Below are 20,874 nucleotides of genomic sequence, written 5' to 3' on the forward strand. Positions count from 1 at the left end.
AGGCGAGGTGTAAATAATGTGGATACCGGTACAAATCAACGAAAATAGTGCAGAGCCCCTCTATCATCAGATAGAGACTCAGCTTAGATCCTTAATCATTAGCGGAGTCATTACAGAAGGTACGCTACTGCCCTCGATTCGTGAGTTCGCAGGAGATCTGAAATGCAGTGTAATTACAGTGCGGCGCGTATATCAGGATCTGGAGAATGAAGGTTTGCTGCGAACGAGACAAGGAACAGGTACCTTTGTATCCCATGTAGGCGACGGAGCAATGGAAGAATACAAACGGGACACGGTAGGCAAAGCACTTGAAAGTGCTGTGGATATCGGCCGATCTGTACATTGCAGCAAGGATGAACTTGAGCAGATTTTTATGGAGATTGTAGAACGCAAGTATAGAGCAAAGGAATGAAAGGGGGGCGCATATTCATATGGTACAGATGGCTATAGAATTGCGGAATGTACTTAAACAGCGACGAAACAAGACGATAGGACCGCTGACCATGAATCTGCCAAGAGGATATATTACAGCCCTGGTAGGTCAGAATGGATCTGGCAAAAGCACGCTACTGAATCTACTGATGCAGCTGACCAATCCAGAGGAAGGCGAGATATATTGGTTTGAGAACAGGTATGATAGCGGGTTGCCTCTGGAGCTGCGGCAGACCATTGCCTATGTTCCTGAGACATCGATTACTGAGGAGAACCACTGGAATGCAGAAGAGGCAGCTCATTTTCGACAGCATTGGTATCCGAACTGGGATAAGTCGTATTTTCAGGATCTATTGGATCGCTTTGAGGTTCCATATCATATGAGGCTTTCTAAGATGTCTAAGGGTGAGCGTCGGAAATTCGAAATTGCCGCAGCACTTGCGTCACGCCCAAGTCTGCTGCTATTGGATGAACCTTCATCAGGTCTTGATCCCTTTGCCTGGAAGATTATGATCGAGACGCTGCTTAAATATATGGATGAGAACAACGCTACGATCATCATCTCCACACACATTGTAGAAGAGGTGCGGCGGTTGGCTGATTATATCGTGCTTATGCATAGAGGTGAACTGCTAGGTATGGCCGAGAAAGACAGTTTATTCGGTACTTGGACAGAGGTGTGGGTACAGGTTGCAGATGAAGAGGAGCTTGCTGAGTTATCAGCGGAATTACCGGGAGGTATAAACTTTACCATGGATACACCGGGTGTAGCTTCTTTTATCATAGAACAATTTTCTAAGAACGAGAAACGCATTCAGGACTTGGGCGTAAAGGTTATCAAGAGTCGCAGTTTAGAACTGGACGAAATATTGGGTTTATGGACACAGGGACACCGTCCTATCCTGATTGATCACAAGAGAGGGGACTAGAGAAATGGAAGCCTTAAAGCTGGAAAGTGTAATGAAGCAATATGGAGAAAAAACTGCTGTAAACGGAATTAACCTAACGGTAGGCAAGGGGGAAATTTACGGATTACTGGGGGCAAATGGTGCAGGGAAAACAACCACAATGCGCATGGTGCTTGGCCTAATTTACCCTGATGGTGGAAAAATTTTGTATAATGGAAAGCCATATAACAGCGAACTTCAGCAAATCACGGGCTATCTGCCCGAAGAAAGAGGATTATATCCAAAGGTAAAGGTAAGCGATCAAATCGTCTACTTGGCACGTCTGCGCGGGATGTCAGCTAGTGATGCAGATAAGAGCCTCCGCTATTGGCTTGATCGGTTTGAGGTTCCAGATTATTACAATAAGAAGATTGAAGAGCTCTCCAAAGGGAATCAGCAGAAAATGGGCTTTATCGCCGCAGTCGTTCATAAACCGCAAATTCTCATCCTTGATGAAGCCTTCAGTGGCTTGGACCCTGTTAACGTGGAACTACTGAAAGATACGGTAAAAGAATTACGTGATCAAGGAACGAGTATCTTATTCTCTACTCACCGGATGGAGCATGTTGAAGAGCTTTGCCGTAATATTACGATTTTGGATCGTTCCAATACTGTCGTGCAGGGCGATATTCGTACGATTAAGAGTGGGTATCCTCGTGAACAAGTATTGTTGCGTACGGATAACGAAGTGACCGGTCTAGAATCAATTGCAGGTGTAACAGCAGTACAGCGACAGGAGCGAGGTTATCTGTTGTCCATCAGTGAGATCGGCGCAGCACAACGTATCCTACAGCAGGCGATGGCACAGGGTGAAGTGGAGCATTTTGAAATTAAGGAACCAACATTAAATCAAATCTTTATCAGAGCGGTGGGTGAATCTCATGAATAAGATGGGGACAATTATTGGCTTTACCTTTAAAAATAAAGTAAGAACGAAATCATTCATGATTACTACATTAATTCTAGTGTTGCTGCTCAGCATTGGGATGAATCTTCCGTACATCATCGATCAGTTTAAGGGTGATTCTAAAACAAACGCAGAGACTCAAATTGCTGTGATCGCGGAAGAGGGAAATCAGGCTGCAGAGTTGTTGAAGGCATATACTTCACCTGAAGGAATGCCGCAGGCAAAAGTTGTGCAATATACTTCTGCCGACGATGCGGAGCTAAAGAAAGCTTTAGAGGAAGGGACTGTAGAGGGGTACGTTACTTTTGCAGAACCTACTGGCGAAGGACTTCCACCCGTTACTTATCATAGTGAAAATGGTGAATTGAAGGGCGATGTGCAAATCTATCTCCAAAATGCCCTTCAGCAGGCCAACACCCAGTTCATCGTTGGCGACAAGCTGACGCAGGAGCAGATTGCTGCTATGTCAACACCGGTACAGATAGCTACTCAGCAGCTCAACCCTGATGGGACTGCGGGAGATAAGGATGCGTCGCAGGAATCCGCTCCACCTATTAATTACGTCATTGTATACGCCATGCTTATGCTGTTCTTCATGTCTATCATGATGACCGGTAATATGATCGCAGCTGAGATTACTTCAGAGAAGAGCTCACGGATCATGGAGATTCTGATTACAAGTGCCTCACCTTTAGCGCAAATGTTTGGTAAAGTTATCGGTGTCTTCTTAGTAGGATTATTACAAATTGGCGTCATTATCGCAGCGGTAGTTGTCAATCTTAAGCTTCCGCATAATGCAACGATTTTGAAAGATTTAGACCTGGATTTAGGCCAGCTTAATATTAACTTGTTGCTTTATGGAATTGTTCTTTATGTACTAGGTTACTTCCTCTATGCCTTGATGTATGCAGCTGTAGGTTCGATTGTCAGCCGTACAGAGGATCTTGGCCAAGCGGTTATGCCGATTATGATGTTAGGCTTCGTAGCATTCTATGTTCCACTGTTCAGTATCTCTAATGCGGATACTCTGCTGGTTAAGGTAGCGAGTTATGTGCCTTTCACCTCTCCATTGACCATGCTGCTCCGGATTGGTGTTGGTGAAGTAGCGATCTGGCAAGTTATTGTATCATTAGCCATCCTGCTTGTTACCACGTTCATCTTTGGATGGTTGGCTGCCAAGATCTATCGCACAGGCGTATTGATGTACGGCAAACGTCCAAGTATTAAAGAGATCAGAAAAGCGATGAAGGCTTACAAGATCTAAGTGGCTTCATATAAACTTTTAAGGAGTGGTAATCATGACTAAAAGTGAACAATACAATATGATGCTTTTAATGAGTTCGGTATCTCTGGCTACGGTTAGTAGAATGCTCCATTCAGATGGATCCGCTGTTATGGATTTCACTCAAGGTGTATTGACTGGTGTTGCCATGGTAGGGATGATTGCGGGATTGTGGATGTACGGTAAGGCGCGTAAGAGCAAAGCGTAATAATAGGGAAAGGAAGCCGCGGCAGATGCCGTGGCTTTTTTCTTTTTTTGTGTACGTATCGTAAAAGTTATTTGGAAGATAGTTGAGGGAGTTAGACAACGGATAGATTACCACTAGGCAGCAAATCCTCTTGAGCAGTCAGTTGCTCCCGCACACGCCTAAGCTGTGCTTTTAGTACAGGAAGACTCTTTTGCAGAATGATGCTTATTTGAGGTAAAGATAGCTTTAGGCCATACCACATCGTTTTTATAAGCTGTTCCTCCCAAGGCAATGCCTTGGCAGACAGAAGAGACCGGCGTGCGTAATAATCGGCGCATTGTCGGATACAAGAGCGGTAAGCTTCGATAGAGAATAGCTGGCTGTCGAAGCTTTTTTGACGGAATATTTTGTGAAGCTCTTTAAAAGTACGGATAGTAACCTTCTCGGCTTCTGCTGATTGTTGTAACAACATGGAACTGAGCATATAGATATCATTCGTACACTTTTGAACACACTCTGCAAATATAGTTCTACGGGATGATTCGGCAGGTAAGGGGTCAGGCATGATAAACACGATCCTTTCAGAATGGGTTATGGGATGAACCTATAATATAGAAAAGTAAGAAATGGATTTGTTGATAAGCTCGGCGGTATCAGGTTCTGGATAACTATGTTTTTGAAGCGCAACACTGGATGGTTTATAATATAGCCGCCCTCCTTTGGAATCTCTCCCACCAGCGACAGCTCTGTACAGACGACCTTGCTCAATGTGCCCTGCCAAGGATTTACCCTGCAGCTTGGCTTTTAAATCCTGTAAAGCACCTTGCACTAGCTCAAACTGAGTCTGATCCCACTCTGAACCATGGGTACGTACTTTATCTATCGCTTCCTCTAGCCGGCAATGGTATATCATTCTGAGAAAAGAACTCCATTTAATAAGATCGAAAGTTTTGGTATTGGCAGAGATAAGACATGCCCCCCAGCTGCTACCTCCTTTACAGGTAAGTTTCAGGATGCCATAACGGCTGCCTTGATCAGCCTCCATTCCATAATGAATAGGCTCAGGTGAATCAAAGACGAATACTTCTATGCGAGACAGTCTTCGCTGGTCCATGACAGTTTTTTCCTCCTTAGGTTTCCAAAAGCTTAAGATCTACATGGTGAATGTCATTAGCCTTCTCTATACAGGCGAGCATTTCAGCTTCATTCTCACAGACTGCGGCATGCTCTAGCCATAGTCTGAATTTCTGTTTGCGTATAACGGATAAATGTAAGGGAAAGGTGTTGCGGGATCTCATTACGTACCAACCGACTGCAACATCTTTCCACGGTTCCTTAAAAGCGGTGAGCCACGGAAAACGTTGGTGTGCTGACCAATCCTGCAGCTGTTGCTTTTCTCGGATACTTTTATATATTTCGTATATAATTGTTCGGTCCATACAGTATTCACAGGTAGATGGGCTGCTGAAATGGCGAAGTGATTCAATCTGCTTCTGACCAAAAGCATAGCCGACAATAGTTCTGTGATGATCCTCTTCGAACCACAACGCTCCAAAGCAAACATAATTTAGACTTATCGGCTCAAGTAGCCCTTGCTGAGTTCCCCAATAATAGTGTTTCATTTCTTTCACCCCGTCCAGCATGCTATCACCCTATAGATTCAGGTAACGCAAAAACCGCAGCAAGAGGAGGACCTCTGCTGCGGTTTTGGAATACAGGTATATACACACCTGTGCCAAAGCGTGGCGGATCAAGGGTCTCTCTCTTTACGCTTACGAGGTTAGCTGTCGGATTCGGACGGTGAGAGTCGCCCTACCTATATGAGACTTGGACAGTCTCCTTCGGATTCACCCCAAGTAGGCCATGTGACCTGATGGTTCCCCCGTTCCCTGCAAATACAGGAACTCAGCGTTGAATGTATTTCGTGAAATAGATTCAACCCGAATCATACTCTTTTCAAGGTGTTTCTGTAAAAACAGAAAGTGTTCTTTTGAGCGCGATTTAAACCAAATCCTGCCTACTACGACGGAAAAGGGAACCAAATAGGTATTTATTGCGAGTTATCGGGCTTCTTCCTCGCTTAATCTCGACTTCTTGTTTTCTTACCTATAAAGGCGTTTTTTTAAGATTTCTACATTTGTGGTGAATAAAATCACATGGTATGCCCGCTTTTCGCTAATGGATTAAAACTCGAGTAAACAAGAGATATAGAGAGATTGGATATCAAGTAAGCGCTATCCGATACGAAAATAGTTTTTAATTTGCATTATTTTGGCATCAATCAGGTTTTACAATTCTTCCTGCATAAGGGTATGATTACTCCTGTTTCAACAACAATCGAATATTTGATCCGCTTAATTTCCGTTAAGGAAAGCGGGGGAACCAACAATCGGCAGACGATGTGAGAGTCGGAAGCCGGTTATGGGGTGAATCCTGTAGAAGATGCGAGTGAGCTCGTATCTATACAGGTAGGGCGACTCTCACCGCCCGAATCCGACAGCTAACCTCGTAAGCGTATGGAGAGAGGATGAGTGCAATGTGACCGCTAGCGAGCCACAGAGGAGAATCCTTTGTGGCTTTTTGCTGTGCTTTTTTAAGCAAAGCATTTATGGAAAACCTCACGAAGAGGTCGTTATATTCATCATTAGCGGTAGCTTTTCTTTCAAGATCAGGGTGATCAAGCTCTGATCTTACAAGCAAAGCATTTGAGGAGAATAAGAGATGACAGATCAGAATGAATATGTACTGGTATGTGCGCCAACGAAGGCAGGCGAACATTTTATTAAGCTTCTAAAATTCAGAGGCATTAAGATGGCCGGATTGACCAACAACTTGCCTGAGAAGGCCCTACTCGAAGAGATGGGGATTGAACAAGTCGTTCTAGTTGATACCCGCCATCAGAATACTTGGTTTCGCCCGCCGTTCCCGGTAGGACGGGTATATCTGTTCGAGAGCAGCTTTACGTTATGCTGCCGCTACATTCAGATGTGCCGCACCTGGACGACACAGCCGATTTTTGTAATCACAAGCTCAATAAATCCTAGATTGGTCTATAAAAGACTTGGTGCAAGTTATGTAATCTATTCTCATAGTGGTGATGCTGATTTTCTAATCGATAAATCACCTCATCAAGGATAAAAGAAGGAGTGCGGGAGATATGATGGATCTGTATATGGTGGCTTCGTTAGCTGTAATTTACGGGTTGTTTTATGGATTTATGCGCTGGTGCGCAGGTGTAGTTGAGGATACAGGGAGGGATAAGTTGTGATTCTAGTAATCGCTGTTACCCTACTGTTGTTTGTATATCTGGTTTACGCATTGATTCATCCGGAGAAATTTTAAGGAGGGGCATTCATGGGCATTTTGCAAATAGTTGCTGTAATCGTAATTCTTATCTTGCTGGTTAAGCCGATGGGCACGTATTTATATTATGTATTTTCTAATGAACCGAACCGTACGGATCGATGGTTTGGAGGCATGGAAAAAGGGATTTATAAGCTGATCGGCCTGAAAAAACGGGACGGAATGTCTTGGAAGAAGTATGCGCTCAGCTTTGTGTTAACAAATATCGTATTGGTTACTTTCAGTTACATTGTTCTTAGATTGCAGCGGGGATTGCCGTTAAACCCGAATGGAATTACGGATATGGAACAGACGCTTTCATTCAATACAGTGATCAGCTTTATGACCAATACGAACCTGCAGCATTATAGCGGGGAGACGGGGCTTTCGTATTTTTCACAAATGGCTGTCATCACGATGATGATGTTCACATCTGCAGCGAGCGGATTTTCTGTTGCGGTTGCCTTTGTCAGAGGAATCACGGGACGGAAATCAGTCGGGAACTTCTTCGAGGATTTCGTCAAAGCGCATATTCGTGTGTTCATTCCGCTAGCTTTGTTAGTTTCATTGGTGCTGGTAGGACTACATGTGCCACAAACGCTCAAGCCATCACTTGAAGTCACTACACTAGAGGGCCAAACACAACAAATTGCTATCGGTCCAGTAGCTTCTTTGGAATCGATCAAACATCTGGGCACGAATGGTGGCGGCTTCTTCGGGGCCAATTCATCGCATCCTTTTGAGAACCCTAATCCACTTACGAACGTGCTAGAGATTCTCTCTATGTGGATGCTGCCAGCTTCGCTCCCTTATATGTACGGATTGTTTGCCAAGAACAAACGTCAGGGCTGGGTAATTTTTACCGCAATGATGACCTTGTTTGTTCTGCTGTTAAGCCTAAACTTCTATGCTGAATCGAAAGGCAATCCGGCGATCAATGCACTAGGAATTGAATCTTCACAAGGTAGTATGGAAGGTAAAGAGGTGCGCTTCGGCATACCGCAGTCTTCCTTGTTTACTTCAGTAACAACCGCAGCTACGACAGGTAGTGTTAACAATATGCATGATACGCTGACGCCGCTGGGAGGTATTACGCCTCTTGCACTGATGATGCTCAACAATGTCTTCGGTGGTAAAGGTGTTGGACTGATCAATATGCTGATGTATGCGATTCTGGGTGTCTTCCTGTGCGGTCTCATGGTCGGCAGGACACCGGAGTTCCTCGGACGGAAAATAGAGGCCAAGGAGATGAAGCTGATTGCCATAGCGATCCTTGTGCATCCGTTCATTATCCTTGTGCCAACCGCAGCTGCGTTCCTGACCGATTTGGGGCAAGGGGCGATTACGAACACTGGATTCCATGGACTCAGCCAAGTGTTATATGAATATGTCTCTTCTGCCGCGAACAATGGTTCAGGATTTGAAGGGCTTGCAGACAATACAACTTTTTGGAATGTCACAACCGGGATTGTCATGCTGCTAGGTCGTTATGTCTCTATCATTGCAATGCTGGCGGTAGCAGGTTCTCTGCTTAAGAAGAAGCCGGTTCCTGAGACGATTGGCACGTTCCGCACAGACAATGGACTGTTTACGGGAATTCTGATTGGTACAGTAGTGATTATCGGTGCGTTGACGTTCCTGCCGGTCATTGTACTCGGCCCCATTGCAGAATATCTAACCTTACGGTAGGAAGAGGGAGAATAAGATGAGTACTGTAAAAAGAAAAAAGCTGCTGACGGGACCCATACTCCTTAGCGCTGTAAAGGATAGTTTTATAAAGCTTAACCCAGTAACGCTAATCAAAAATCCCGTCATGTTCGTGGTAGAGGTCGGTACGATCATTGTCCTCCTCATGGTGCTGGCTCCTGGATATTTTAATGCAGAGCAATCGATAGGCTTCAATATCACAGTGTTGTTCATTCTGCTGTTTACAGTGCTGTTTGCGAACTTCGCTGAAGCACTGGCAGAAGGCCGGGGGAAAGCCCAAGCCGATTCGCTCAAGAAAACAAAACAAGATATCACAGCTAACAAACTGGTTGGAGGAGCGGTGAAGACAGTCTCTTCCTCCGAGTTGCGTAAAGGAGATATCGTCATTGTCAGTCAGGGAGAACTCATCCCTGGTGACGGTGAGGTGATTGAAGGGCTGGCTTCCGTAGATGAATCAGCGATTACAGGTGAATCTGCACCTGTAATCAAGGAGGCTGGTGGGGACTTTGGCTCCGTTACAGGCGGTACACGGGTCGTCAGTGATGAGATTAAAGTCAGAATTACAAGTGATCCTGGTGAGTCGTTTCTAGATCGAATGATCTCTCTTGTTGAAGGGGCGAAACGTCAGAAGACACCTAACGAAATTGCGCTAAATACGCTTTTGATCAGTCTGACGCTGATTTTCTTGATTGTAGTAGTGACCTTGCGGCCGATTGCAACTTATCTAGGTGTTGATCTTGATATTCCGGTTATGATCGCCTTGTTGGTCTGTCTGATTCCGACAACAATCGGGGGGCTACTCTCCGCAATCGGAATAGCGGGTATGGACCGGGTGACCCAGTTTAATGTACTCGCCATGTCGGGTAAGGCAGTTGAGGCTGCCGGCGATATTAATACGATGATCCTAGATAAGACCGGTACGATTACCTTCGGGAACCGGATGGCGAGTGAATTTGTTCCTGTCGGAAATGAAACGGAAGCTGAGCTTACAGCGTGGGCGGCCATCAGTTCCCTAAAGGATGAGACGCCTGAGGGACGTTCTGTAATTGAGCTGGCCAAGAAGCTGGAACGCAGCTATGACAGCAAGCTTGCTGAAGGTGGCGAAATCGTAGAGTTTAAGGCCGAAACACGGATGAGTGGTATTGACCTGCAAGATGGACGCTGCGTACGCAAAGGTGCGGTAGACTCCGTGAAGAAATGGGTACAGTCGAAAGGCGGTGTCATTCCCGCGAACCTCGACAGTAATTCTGATGCCATCGCCCGGATGGGGGGGACCCCGTTAGCGGTTGCGGTAGACAATCGGATCTATGGACTTATTTACTTGAAGGATACCGTAAAGCCAGGCATGAAAGAGCGGTTTGATGAGCTGCGGAAAATGGGGATTAAGACCATCATGTGTACGGGTGACAATCCGCTGACCGCAGCTACGATTGCCCGTGAAGCGGGGGTAGATGATTTCATCGCGGAAAGTACACCTGAGGATAAAATAGCAGTCATTCGCCGCGAACAGAACGAGGGTAAGCTGGTTGCGATGACTGGGGATGGTACAAATGATGCCCCTGCCCTTGCACAAGCTGATGTGGGCTTAGCCATGAATAGCGGCACTACAGCTGCTAAGGAAGCAGCAAATATGGTCGATTTGGACTCTGACCCTTCGAAGATTATTGAGGTCGTGGCGATTGGTAAACAGCTGCTGATGACGCGGGGTGCGTTAACAACCTTTAGTATCGCGAATGATATCGCGAAGTATTTCGCCATTATTCCGGCGATGTTCATGCTCGCTATTCCTGAAATGGAAGCCCTGAATGTAATGGGACTAGGCTCGCCAAGCTCGGCTATAATATCCGCCTTAATATTTAATGCGATTATTATTCCGCTGCTCATCCCACTGGCTATGAAGGGTGTGTCGTATAAAGCTATGAGCTCTACGAAGCTGCTTGGACGCAATATATTTATCTATGGGCTAGGCGGAGTGGTAGTTCCTTTTGCGGGCATCAAGCTCATTGATATGATCGTAAGTGTATGGATTTAACGACGTGTTGACTAATCATTGAAAGGGTGAGAGCATCGTGAATAACGGAAACTCCATGGAGGACACTGAAGAGCAGTTATCATCATCGAAAGGTGCTTATTTCTTTATTATTGTGCGACTAAGTTTAGTATTTATTGTTCTCTGCGGAGTGATCTATCCTCTGACAACTACAGCGCTTGCCCAGGTTCTAATGCCGTCGCAAGCGAACGGCAGCTTGCTTAAGAATGATGCTGGAGTAGTTGTAGGCTCGGAACTCATTGGGCAGAACTTTACGAACCCAGGACTATTTCATGGTCGTGTGTCTAGTATTGAGTATAAAGCAGAAGCCTCAGGGTCCAATAACTACGCTCCATCCAATCCGGATATGCTGCAGCGGACAAAGGATTTCATTACGCAGTGGAAGCTCGATAATCCGGATGTGCCCGTGAACAAATTGCCAGTTGATTTGGTCACCAACTCGGGTTCGGGGCTTGATCCGCATATCACACCAGCTTCAGCAATGGTGCAGATTCCTCGGATTAGCAATTTAACCGGTATTCCTGCATCGCAGCTGGAAGAGCTCGTAAATAAGCATACCGAGGGTCGTGACTTAGGGTTGTTTGGTGAAGAACGGGTCAATGTGTTGAAGCTGAACATGGATCTACTGAAACTAGTGAACAAATAAATATAGTAAATATCCCTGCCAGATTACTAGAATCGGGCAGGGATATCTTGCTTTCTAAAATATAAGAAAGTATAAGTTTCACATTATACTTTCTTATATTTCTACGAGAAACGGCTGTCGTCTTTGAAGGACGACAATGTCATTTCTTCTTGGAACAGAAGGGTACATGCATGATCGGGGTTATTAAGGAGTGGTCTTGATGGGAACATACCGGAGGAAGACGCCGGAGGAGTTGCTGCTCTCTATCTATGAGCTGCATCGGGGACGTCTGAAGATCTATATCGGTCCGGTCAGTGGGTCGGGCAAAACGTATCAGATGCTGCGTGAGGGCCAGGCACTAAAAGCGCAGGGAATCGATGTTGTGATCTGTGCGGTTTCGACGAATCAGAGTCCAGAAACTAAGGATCAGCTGGGCGATTTGGAACGGATACCAAGTATTCATTGGTTTCAGAAAGATATAGAGAAGAAGGATCTTGATGTAGAAGCTATTGTGGCACGTAATCCAGAAGTTGTGCTAACCGATGGCTTGGCCCACCAGAATCGCGAGGGTGCGGAGAGATCTGGAAGACTGGACGATATCAAATACTTATTGAGCAATGGGATTAGTGTCATCACAACTGTAAATGTATACGAACTAGAAGGTGCTGCGGATCTGGCACGGAAATGGACCGGGATTGAGGTAGAGCATTCTCTTCCCGCCGAGGTGCTTACCCTTGCCGATGATATCGTTCTAATTGATGTGACCCCTGAAAAAATACTTCAGCGCTTGTCCGATGGCCATTTAGGTAAACGCCAGCAGAGATCGCTTTTTAATAAGGGTAATTTAAGCAAGCTGCGGGAGCTGGCACTTCGAATGGTCGCTGAGGATGTTAATGACTCGCTGGAGAAACACCGGGAAGAACAAGGGCTGCAGGGAGCTTCGGGGATCGCAGAAAAGGTGTTGGTATCTGCGCAGTATTATTGGAATGGCTCGATCCACATCCGACGTGGACAGCAGATTGCCAAGCGGTTAAATGGGGATCTGTCAGTGGTGTCATTCTGGAAGCAGGGTCTCACCCTTTCTAAGGAAGCAGCTACCTTTAAGCGTTCCCTCTGGAAGCTGACCGAGAAGATTGGTGCCTCTATGGAGGAGATCACCTTTCGCTCGAAGCGGGAGATCCCACATCTGTTGGTAAAATACGCGATCGAACATAATATTACCCGGATCGTTATGGGACATTCCAAGCAGACCGCTTGGCAGGAATTATGGAAAGGCTCAATCGCTAATTCGTTACTGAAGCAAATCCGAGGTGTGGATGTGTTCTTCGTGGCGGATCGCGCAGACCGTGAGGGAGAACGTGTACTTCCAACCCGGCAGACTCGTAATGAACGGAAAGCGGATGCCTATCACAGGTTAAGCAGTCAGGAAGTAAAGGATAAAATCGACGCGATTCGCGGAGGAACCTTTAAGGTATACATTGGGGCTGCTCCCGGTGTGGGCAAGACTTACAAGATGCTGCGTGAAGGGAACGATCTCTTGAAGAGAGGGATCGATGTCGTGATAGGGCTCCTGGAGACACATGGCCGCAAAGAAACCCTTGAACAAATCGGCGATTTGGAGACCCTTCCGCGTCTACGTATGGAGTACCGCGGGACTATCCTTGAGGAGATGGATACGGCAGCAATTATTAAGCGTAATCCAGAAGTCGTGCTAGTGGATGAACTCGCTCATACCAATATGCCAGGCAGCAAACATAAGAAGCGGTATATGGATGTTATGGAGCTGCTGGATGCGGGAATATCTGTGATTTCTACCGTGAATGTGCAGCATTTAGAAAGTCTGAATGACGCCGTAGAGCAAATTACAGGAGTTAGAGTGAGGGAGACTTTTCCGGACAGCATTCTACAGCGGGCAAATGAGGTAGAGCTTATCGATGTATCACCCAAGACGCTTCAAGAGCGAATGAAGGATGGAAAAATATATGCCATGGCCAAGGTGGATCAGGCGCTGGGGGCTTTTTTCAAAATCGGGAATTTGATCGCCCTTCGGGAGCTGGCGTTGCGGGAAATTGCTGATGATGTTGATGAAAGGCTAGAATCTTGGGAACGTGTTGGTTCGTTACGGGGACCTTGGCGGCGTCAGGAAGTAATATATGTGTGTATCACCTTGGGGGATCATGCGGAGCGTTTAATTCGGCGTGGTTTTCGGATTGCATATCGTCTAAAAGCTTGCTGGTATGTTACGTATGTGCAGGAATTTAAACAAAATGGACCCGTATATGATAAACGTATAAATGATTTAAAGGAATTGACGGAACGACTGGGTGGAACGTTCAGGATGATTCCTAACGTGCTCCCTGCCCGAGTGGCGTCCTTGCTGCTTGAAAGATCTCAAGCTCTGCAGAGCACTCAGATTATTATCGGTCAATCACAACGCTCATGGCTGCGAAAAAGTATTCGCGGCGATGTTACCAAGCAGATTCTGCGTTCTGCCAGAAACGTGGATGTGCTGGTCGTGGCAGATCTCATACGTGAGGAAGCATAGACTATGACTAACAAGTAAAAACGCCTTCGGCGTCCCTAAAGGACGGTAAGCGTTTGTGCGAGAAATATAAGGATAATGTATAGCATGAAAATTATAGATTCTTATATTTTGAAAAAAGGTATCCACAAGCCGATTGGCTATGAGGATACCCTTTTTTTGCAGCTATGAATTACATCATGTACTGAATAGTTTAATGGCTTAATTATTGGGCAGCTTCGATGAGTGCTTTGAGCGCAGGAAGATTAAATCCCTTGATCGCTTGATCCCCTGCTACGGTGACAGGAACGCCCATGAATCCAAGCTTCTCAACTTCCTCTTGATAGACTGTGCTGGTCATAACATCTCTTACTTCAAAAGGGACACCCTGCTCCGTTAGATAATTTTTAACCAAATTACAGTCACTGCACCCTGCGGTTGAATAGACAATCACTGGCTCACTCATTGGTTCACAGCCTCTTTGATAGCATCTCTTGTAATTTTCCAGTGGGAAGTGTTCCAGCGAACCTCATTGTCCTCAAGCAGGAAGAGTTGTGGAGATTCATGTTTGATGCCAAAATCCTCAGCAATTTGATTGGAAACGGGACGATCCTCGATGACTAAGACCACTGCAGCGGCAGTATCGGCATCCTTCAGATAAGCCTGAAACTCTTCATTAGCTTTAGCACTAATCGGGCAGGTCGTGCTGTGTTTGAACAGCAGCTTCTTGCCAGGCTTAGCTACATATTGCTCAAGATCCTCCAGCGTATGGAGTTGTTGAATAGACATAGATATCACCCTCCTGGGATCATTATTTTGCTAACAATTGTGTTGTTAACAACCTGTAATCATGATTGTAACATATATCAAAATTAAAACAAAAAGGATTCTAAAAGGTCTGCACAAGAGGCGACATACCTGAAACCAATCGCGTTGAAAAAAAGAGTACAGCATGCTAAGGTGAAAAGAAGCAACATGCCTAACCATATCGCTACGAGATAGGAGTGTTCAGAAGAATGAAGAGAGTTGCATGTGTAACTGGAGCTGATCGGGGGCTCGGACTGTCGCTTGTGCGTTCGTTGCTGGCCAAACAGTTCTCAGTATTTGCAGGACAGTTTTTAAAAGAATCGGAAGATTTGAAAGCGCTTAAAGAGCGATATCCTGAACAGTTGGAGCTTATCCCCCTAGATATCAGCAATAAAGATAGTGTAAAGCAGGCTGCAAGAGTAATAGCCAGTAAAACTGGATATGTCGATATGATTATTAATAATGCAGGTATTATTCGTTCTGCTGATAATGCTACTGTGCTGGTGGAGCTGGATGATGAAGGCATGGCAGAAATATATAATGTAAATACGCTTGGCGCGTTAAGAGTCAGCAATGCACTGATGGGACTATTACTACAAAGTGAGGATAAATTAATCGTCAATATTTCATCAGAGGCAGGCAGTATTGCCCGAAATAAGCGTATCAACATGTATGGCTATTGTATGTCGAAGGCAGCACTGAATATGCAGTCCTCCTTGATGCATAATCATCTGAAAACGCTTGGCGGTCAAGTAATGGTGTTCCATCCTGGCTGGCTGCAGACTTATATGCATGGTAAGAAGGATGAGCAAGCGGAAATGACTCCTGAACAGTCCGCGGAGCAGATTATCGACCTTGTTCTGGATTATAAAAAATATATGGGCGAGGAACCGGCCTATCTGGATACGGATGGCAGCTCATGGCCGTGGTAGAACGGATATTTCAAAATAGATAAGAAGAAAGGCGCTGATAACATGTCTACACTAAAAGCACTCGCACTAGGAAGCTACTCGGAGGTTAAATATCACCCCTTTGCTGGCGTGGACCGGGAGATCGAACAAATCCTTGCGAATGACTTACAGGTTTTTTCTTCAGAGGATTATGCACTTCTCAATAAAGAAACGATGTCAGACTACAAGCTGGTAATCTCCTACACTGAATTTTCTGATGACAAAATCCCCGCGGAACAAAGTGGTGCTTTGCTATCTTATGTGGCTGGCGGGGGCGGACTACTAGTGGTACATAACGGAATTTCCTTACAGCGCAATCAGGAGCTTGGTGCTATGCTGGGCGCACATTTCACCCATCATCCAGAGTATACTTCGCTGCAGATGTCCATACCCGCACGAGAGCATCCCATTATGCAGGGAATTGAAGAATTTGTAATTGAGGATGAGCCGTATTATTTTGAGATGCATCCTTATTTCGAAACAACGGTGCTCGCTGAATATTCTCATGAGGGAGCTATGCGCCAAGCGGCTTGGTGTCACGAATTTGGCTTGGGACGGGTTGTTTATTTAATGCCAGGGCATCATTTACCATCATTCTCAGTAGAACCATTCCGCGAAATGATTCGTAGAGGTGGGCTTTGGGCAGCAGGATTATTGTAGAATATAAGCGGCGGATATACTTGTTGTAAGATTATAAATGAGTCCAACTGTGGGATAACTACGGTTGGATTTTTTTTGTTGACTCTTACATTGATGTCAGGGTTTATACTGGTGTAGAACAATTCTCATGAACCCCGGGGAGATTGCTATGAAAATAGGTGAGCTTGCTAAACTGACGGGCGTAAGCGTCCGTTCAATTCGTTATTATGAGAGTCAGGGATTAATTTCGCCGATCCGTCAGGCCAACGGATATCGGGAGTACTCTCCGCTCGCTGTGGAGACGGTAGAAACGATAAAATTATATTTGAACCTGGGTCTGTCCACAGAGCAGATCGCGGGCTTTCTACATTGTGTTTTGAAGAACAAAGAAGCTTTCTGCGCAGAAGTGATGCCACTATACCGTAGCAAGCTTGAGGATATTGAACGTCAGCTTGTAGAACTGAATCAGATCAAACGCAATTTGGAAGAAAGAATGGCCTCTATCTTGCAAGAGCAGAACGAGAGTAGTTTAGAGGCATGTACACTGGAGAGTTTGGAGTAGGTACTGCTGGGGTTGAAAACTATGAGGAGGAATGACAAATGGCTATTACAAATGCAGATAGCGCTGATTGGGTACGAGCAGAGATTCGCGGTGGTGGAACGGTTTTGGTAGATTACGGTGCGCCATGGTGTCCCCCTTGCAAGGTGCTGTTGCCTCTTTTGGAAGATCTTCATCAGGAATATGGAGACGATGTCTCTATTGTGAAGGTGAATTGTGACGAATTGCCGGATCTGGCTGGGGAAGCTGGTGTTATGGGGATGCCTACAGTCATTGTATTTAAAGATGGGCAGCCAATGGAAAAGTTGGTTGGCTTACGTCCGATAGCAGCCTACCAAGGGATACTGAACAAGGTTATTCTAGCATAGGGAATTGGAATTTAGTTGTATTTTGATGCTATATTAATCTCAAGCTGAGAAGGCATTAAGAAGCCTCATCCGGATATTTTCCTACGTGCACTAAATAGGCTAGACATGAAGCCCTAGGAGAGCGTCTACATTGTTGATCATCCGCTGAACGATGTAGACGCCGCGGTGAGCCGTGACGGTATGAAAGGCACAGCTTTGGAAGGAGTCTAGCACGTATGGATTTTCAGATCGCATATACCAACTATCACTCTCTGCTGAAAGCAATCGCTTACCGTATGACCGGCTCTATAGCAGATGCAGAGGACCTCGTTCAAGACGTATTCATCGAGTACAGCAAGCTACAAACAATAGATATCACCCATCCGAAAGCTTACTTAATCCGTATGACAACAAATCGTTGCATCAACTATATGCAATCCGCCCGTATAAGGAGAGAGCAATATGTCGGCACATGGCTGCCGGAGCCGCTCGTCAGCTTTACGAATGGAGGCGGCGATAATCCTGCTGATCTTTTCGATCACGATGAAAATGTATCCTACGCCCTGCTCGTCATGCTGGAACATTTATCGGCTGTTGAGAGAGCCGTCTTCATCTTGCGCCAATCCTTCGCTTTCGAATATAGCGAACTTGCTGATGTATTAGGAAAATCAGAAGCCAACTGTCGAAAAATATTTAGCCGCGCTAATGATAAGCTGCATCAACAATCGCCAGTTCTGCCAGGCAACACGGCTCAGGCAACACCTCTTGCGACAGCATTCCTCGCAGCTGCTCGAGGCGGCAACGTCGATGCGCTTGTCAGCCTGCTGACCGAGGATGCGCTGCTTACGTCGGACGGCGGCGGTAAAGTTCGCGCAGCGATCTTCACTATTACGGGCAGAGATCGTGTTCAAGCTTTCATTGGAGGCGTCATTACGAAGGGCTTCCTCGGAGATTCGCAAAGGATGGTGCTACTTAACGGCCAGCTGGGCATCGTCATCTATCGGGATGGCCGGCCGCTTAAGACAATCAGCTTCCAGCTTGATGCGGCCGGGGAGCGGATCGAGCATATTTATATCGTACTCAATCCCGATAAATTACAACGAATGGGGTAACCTGTCACAAACGGAGCTTTTGCATTGTCTTATTAGTGAAACAATCAAAAGATAACCGGTCTACAGCCGGAGAGGAGCTATCCCCATGGAACAAAGAATGGATCTGGCCGGTGAAATTCCAGCCGCATACAAAGCGATGATGGGTCTTGAAGCGTTCGTACAATCGACAGGCATGGAGAAGTCGTTATTGGAGTTAATCAAAATCAGAGCGTCACAAATTAATGGCTGCGCCTTCTGCATCGATATGCATACGAAGGATGCCCGCAAGGCAGGCGAGTCGGAACAGCGCATCTACATGCTGAACGCATGGCGTGAAGCGCCGTTCTACAGCGACGAGGAGCGTGCAGTGCTTGCGCTGACCGAATCAGTTACACTCGTGACGCAAGGACATGTACCGGACGATGTCTATTCGGAAGCGGAGCGCCATTTCGATACTAAGCGACTTGGCGAGATCATCATGGCAATTGTTACAATCAATGCATGGAATCGCATCGCGATCACCACTCGCATGATGCCGCAATAAACTTTAATTACGTCAGCCGAACGTCCAAGACTAGCATCCGACACTTTACAGATACAATAGAGGTATAAGAACATATGAAGTTTAACTTAGGGAGACCCCATACTGTGGGGTCTTTTTTGTATGCATGAATTATCCATCTTCGGTAAAAAATACGGTCACAGCTATAAAGGAGGTGTTAGGGGTGTGGAATGAGGTAATAGAATTAATTCCAAGTTGGGGTGTGGTTTTCCAAGGGATTATGATTTTCTGTGTCCCTTTCTTCCTGCTTCGTACAATAAGCTGGGCTAAAGCTAAAGAAGACAGGATAACGACTAGAGCGGAAAAAGCTACTGGTAGCAAAGGTGGAGGTGTTTCTTCCGGAGAAGACTCTGGAGAAACAGGCATTTTAGAAGGGCCGGTGAAGCAGTCCAGCTCGAATGTAGTAACTAAGGATAAGGGGAAGAGAAAAACTTATAGTGGCCATTTTGAGGATGATTTGCAGAAATTCAGAGAAATCAGCGCCGATATGCATGATGTGAATGTAAGGGAGTTGCGAATTGGAAACATTAAGACAAGGGCAGCACTTTTGTACGTAGACGGTCTAACGGACAAAGACAAAATGGATCAGAATATATTGAAGCCATTAATGAATGCGTATCAGCCATTTAAGGAAATAAATACCATTCCGGAAGCGGAGGTTCTACAAGATATTCTCATTCATGAGATACTACTCATCTCGGAAATTGAGCTTACGGATAATGCATACCTCTCGCTTCAGAAGGTGTTATTTGGATCTGCCGTGCTGCTCGTGGAGGGGATATCCAAGGCTTTTGTGCTTAGTAGTCCGAAGGGGAATACAAGGGGGATTCAGGAGCCGGAATCTGAAGCAGTCCTGCGGGGCTCACGAAGCGGATTTAATGAGACATTAAGCGACAACACGGCAATGCTGCGTAGACACGGGCAGAGTACAGAGTTAGCAATGATTTCTTTTACTGTAGGAAAGAGAATGCAGAAGGAACTCATCTTAACCTATATCAAGGATATTGCGAATGATGAGCTTGTAGAAGAGGTTAAACGAAGAATAAAAACGATAGATATAGATGATGTTCAAGAATCTGGTTATGTCGAGCAATTGATTGAAGATAATAGTTATAGTCCCTTCCAGCAAATTCAAAATACAGAAAGACCGGACCGCGTAATGGCAGCACTTCTGGAAGGAAGAGTAGCTATCTTAATTGATGGTACTCCCTTCGCTTTGATTATGCCGGTGACCTTTGGAATGTTACTGCAATCTCCAGAGGATTATAACGATCGCTGGATGGTAGGGTCGCTGCTACGTCTTTTGCGTTTTTTTGCGGCAACGATATCACTTTTTGCGCCAGCACTATATATTTCCTTCCTCTCGTTCCAGCCAGGATTGATTCCAACGAAGTTGGCTATTTCCATAATCGCCTCCAGGCAAGGCGTTCCCTTCACTGTATTAATCGAAGCATTGATTATGGAGACCTCGATTGAAATCTTACGGGAGGCTGGACTTCGCTTACCTAAACCTATCGGTCCGGCGATGGGAATTGTCGGCGGTTTGATCATTGGCCAAGCCGCGGTAGAAGCTGGGATCGTGAGTCCAATCCTAGTCATTGTAGTATCAATTACGGCTGTTTCTTCCTTCTCTATGCCAATGTATAGTGCGGGGATGACGCTTCGTATGCTCCGGTTTGCAGCTATGTTTTTTGCAGCAATCTTTGGATTATACGGAGTGGTACTGTTTTTTCTTTTGCTTAGTAGTCATTTAATTAAGCTGAAGAGCTTTGGTATTCCCTATCTTGGTCTGGCAGTCCCGAATAAGACAGTCAATTGGAAAGATTTTATATTCCGTATGCCTTTGCAATTTTTAACCGGGCGGCCTACGTTGTTGAAACCAAAAGACCCTTTGCGTAAAGGGTGAAAAGTCTAGGTGA

The 20,874-nt window shown here is 45.6% G+C and carries 22 protein-coding genes, 1 pseudogene and 2 riboswitches; of the genes and pseudogenes, 18 read left to right on the forward strand and 5 right to left on the reverse strand.

Annotation, left to right across the window (positions count from 1 at the left end):
• Positions 1-16 precede the first annotated feature (16 nt).
• The 5 genes from MKY99_RS02665 to MKY99_RS02685 are packed head-to-tail and all read left to right on the forward strand — an operon-like array spanning position 17 to position 3,776.
• Positions 17-412 (forward strand): GntR family transcriptional regulator, encoded by a 396-nt coding sequence (locus MKY99_RS02665; RefSeq protein WP_339268501.1) that lies wholly within the window; start codon positions 17-19, stop codon positions 410-412.
• A gap of 19 nt (positions 413-431) precedes the next feature.
• Complete coding sequence (locus MKY99_RS02670) at positions 432-1,361, forward strand: ABC transporter ATP-binding protein (RefSeq protein ID WP_339268503.1); 930 nt, start codon at positions 432-434, stop codon at positions 1,359-1,361.
• Between the two features lie 4 nt (positions 1,362-1,365).
• A complete protein-coding gene (locus MKY99_RS02675) occupies positions 1,366-2,268 on the forward strand; it encodes an ATP-binding cassette domain-containing protein (protein WP_339268504.1) in 903 nt (300 codons plus the stop codon).
• Entirely contained in the window at positions 2,261-3,550 is a 1,290-nt protein-coding gene (locus MKY99_RS02680) for an ABC transporter permease (RefSeq protein WP_339268505.1), read from the forward strand. Before MKY99_RS02675 ends, MKY99_RS02680 begins: the two co-directional genes overlap by 8 nt.
• 34 nt (positions 3,551-3,584) lie before the next feature.
• Positions 3,585-3,776 (forward strand): hypothetical protein, encoded by a 192-nt coding sequence (locus tag MKY99_RS02685; RefSeq protein ID WP_339268506.1) that lies wholly within the window; start codon positions 3,585-3,587, stop codon positions 3,774-3,776.
• A gap of 91 nt (positions 3,777-3,867) precedes the next feature.
• Here the strand turns inward: MKY99_RS02685 and MKY99_RS02690 are convergent, their stop codons facing one another.
• The 3 genes from MKY99_RS02690 to MKY99_RS02700 form a co-directional block, all read right to left on the reverse strand.
• Positions 3,868-4,227: a hypothetical protein gene (locus MKY99_RS02690; RefSeq protein WP_339268508.1), complete on the reverse strand. Its 360-nt coding sequence runs from the start codon at positions 4,225-4,227 to the stop codon at positions 3,868-3,870.
• A 132-nt stretch (positions 4,228-4,359) separates the two neighbouring features.
• On the reverse strand, positions 4,360-4,869 hold the full coding sequence (locus MKY99_RS02695; RefSeq protein ID WP_094877483.1) for a hypothetical protein: 510 nt from the start codon (positions 4,867-4,869) through the stop codon (positions 4,360-4,362).
• Between the two features lie 16 nt (positions 4,870-4,885).
• The gene (locus tag MKY99_RS02700; protein ID WP_339268511.1) at positions 4,886-5,377 is read right to left on the reverse strand and encodes a hypothetical protein; all 492 of its coding nucleotides are present in this window, start codon (positions 5,375-5,377) and stop codon (positions 4,886-4,888) included.
• 133 nt (positions 5,378-5,510) lie between these two features.
• Positions 5,511-5,676, reverse strand: a riboswitch (cyclic di-AMP (ydaO/yuaA leader).
• 420 nt (positions 5,677-6,096) lie between these two features.
• Positions 6,097-6,286, forward strand: a riboswitch (cyclic di-AMP (ydaO/yuaA leader).
• A gap of 190 nt (positions 6,287-6,476) precedes the next feature.
• Here MKY99_RS02700 and MKY99_RS02705 point away from each other — a divergent pair.
• The 5 genes from MKY99_RS02705 to MKY99_RS02725 all read left to right on the forward strand — a co-directional run bounded on the left by MKY99_RS02705 (position 6,477) and on the right by MKY99_RS02725 (position 14,024).
• The gene (locus tag MKY99_RS02705; RefSeq protein ID WP_076285918.1) at positions 6,477-6,893 is read left to right on the forward strand and encodes a hypothetical protein; all 417 of its coding nucleotides are present in this window, start codon (positions 6,477-6,479) and stop codon (positions 6,891-6,893) included.
• Positions 6,894-7,109: 216 nt separating this feature from the next.
• Positions 7,110-8,786, forward strand: coding sequence for a potassium-transporting ATPase subunit KdpA (gene kdpA, locus MKY99_RS02710; protein WP_339268513.1), 1,677 nt, complete (start codon positions 7,110-7,112; stop codon positions 8,784-8,786).
• A gap of 16 nt (positions 8,787-8,802) precedes the next feature.
• A complete protein-coding gene (kdpB, locus tag MKY99_RS02715; protein ID WP_339268515.1) occupies positions 8,803-10,836 on the forward strand; it encodes a potassium-transporting ATPase subunit KdpB in 2,034 nt (677 codons plus the stop codon).
• 55 nt (positions 10,837-10,891) lie between these two features.
• Complete coding sequence (gene kdpC, locus MKY99_RS02720; protein ID WP_339271474.1) at positions 10,892-11,500, forward strand: potassium-transporting ATPase subunit KdpC; 609 nt, start codon at positions 10,892-10,894, stop codon at positions 11,498-11,500.
• Between the two features lie 199 nt (positions 11,501-11,699).
• Positions 11,700-14,024 carry a histidine kinase gene (locus MKY99_RS02725; RefSeq protein ID WP_339268516.1) on the forward strand — a complete coding sequence of 775 codons (2,325 nt, stop codon included), beginning with the start codon at positions 11,700-11,702 and terminating at the stop codon, positions 14,022-14,024.
• Between the two features lie 202 nt (positions 14,025-14,226).
• Here the strand turns inward: MKY99_RS02725 and MKY99_RS02730 are convergent, their stop codons facing one another.
• A complete protein-coding gene (locus tag MKY99_RS02730; RefSeq protein ID WP_042184561.1) occupies positions 14,227-14,466 on the reverse strand; it encodes a glutaredoxin family protein in 240 nt (79 codons plus the stop codon).
• Positions 14,463-14,789, reverse strand: a complete 327-nt coding sequence (gene ytxJ, locus MKY99_RS02735; RefSeq protein WP_042123836.1) for a bacillithiol system redox-active protein YtxJ — start codon at positions 14,787-14,789, stop codon at positions 14,463-14,465. The genes MKY99_RS02730 and ytxJ overlap by 4 nt, the downstream gene beginning before the upstream one ends.
• Positions 14,790-15,016: 227 nt before the next feature.
• On the opposite strand from ytxJ, the gene MKY99_RS02740 reads away from it, so the two are divergent.
• From MKY99_RS02740 to MKY99_RS02775, 8 genes and pseudogenes are all read left to right on the forward strand, one after another.
• Positions 15,017-15,739, forward strand: a complete 723-nt coding sequence (locus MKY99_RS02740; protein WP_339268519.1) for an SDR family NAD(P)-dependent oxidoreductase — start codon at positions 15,017-15,019, stop codon at positions 15,737-15,739.
• A 42-nt stretch (positions 15,740-15,781) separates the two neighbouring features.
• Complete coding sequence (locus MKY99_RS02745; protein WP_076300145.1) at positions 15,782-16,417, forward strand: ThuA domain-containing protein; 636 nt, start codon at positions 15,782-15,784, stop codon at positions 16,415-16,417.
• A gap of 148 nt (positions 16,418-16,565) precedes the next feature.
• Positions 16,566-16,958, forward strand: coding sequence for a MerR family transcriptional regulator (locus tag MKY99_RS02750; RefSeq protein ID WP_076285912.1), 393 nt, complete (start codon positions 16,566-16,568; stop codon positions 16,956-16,958).
• A 38-nt stretch (positions 16,959-16,996) separates the two neighbouring features.
• Positions 16,997-17,323 carry a thioredoxin domain-containing protein gene (locus tag MKY99_RS02755; protein ID WP_339268522.1) on the forward strand — a complete coding sequence of 109 codons (327 nt, stop codon included), beginning with the start codon at positions 16,997-16,999 and terminating at the stop codon, positions 17,321-17,323.
• An 18-nt stretch (positions 17,324-17,341) separates the two neighbouring features.
• Positions 17,342-17,437 (forward strand): annotated as a pseudogene (locus tag MKY99_RS02760) (L-2-haloalkanoic acid dehalogenase); the annotation flags it as partial.
• A gap of 101 nt (positions 17,438-17,538) precedes the next feature.
• Positions 17,539-18,414: an RNA polymerase sigma factor SigJ gene (gene sigJ / locus MKY99_RS02765; protein ID WP_339268524.1), complete on the forward strand. Its 876-nt coding sequence runs from the start codon at positions 17,539-17,541 to the stop codon at positions 18,412-18,414.
• A gap of 85 nt (positions 18,415-18,499) precedes the next feature.
• Positions 18,500-18,937 (forward strand): carboxymuconolactone decarboxylase family protein, encoded by a 438-nt coding sequence (locus MKY99_RS02770; RefSeq protein ID WP_076285910.1) that lies wholly within the window; start codon positions 18,500-18,502, stop codon positions 18,935-18,937.
• A 181-nt stretch (positions 18,938-19,118) separates the two neighbouring features.
• Positions 19,119-20,861 (forward strand): spore germination protein, encoded by a 1,743-nt coding sequence (locus tag MKY99_RS02775; protein WP_339268526.1) that lies wholly within the window; start codon positions 19,119-19,121, stop codon positions 20,859-20,861.
• Positions 20,862-20,874: the final 13 nt, after the last annotated feature.

The sequence above is a fragment of the Paenibacillus sp. FSL R5-0470 genome, assembly GCF_037975205.1.
In the GTDB taxonomy this organism is placed as follows: domain Bacteria; phylum Bacillota; class Bacilli; order Paenibacillales; family Paenibacillaceae; genus Paenibacillus_AQ.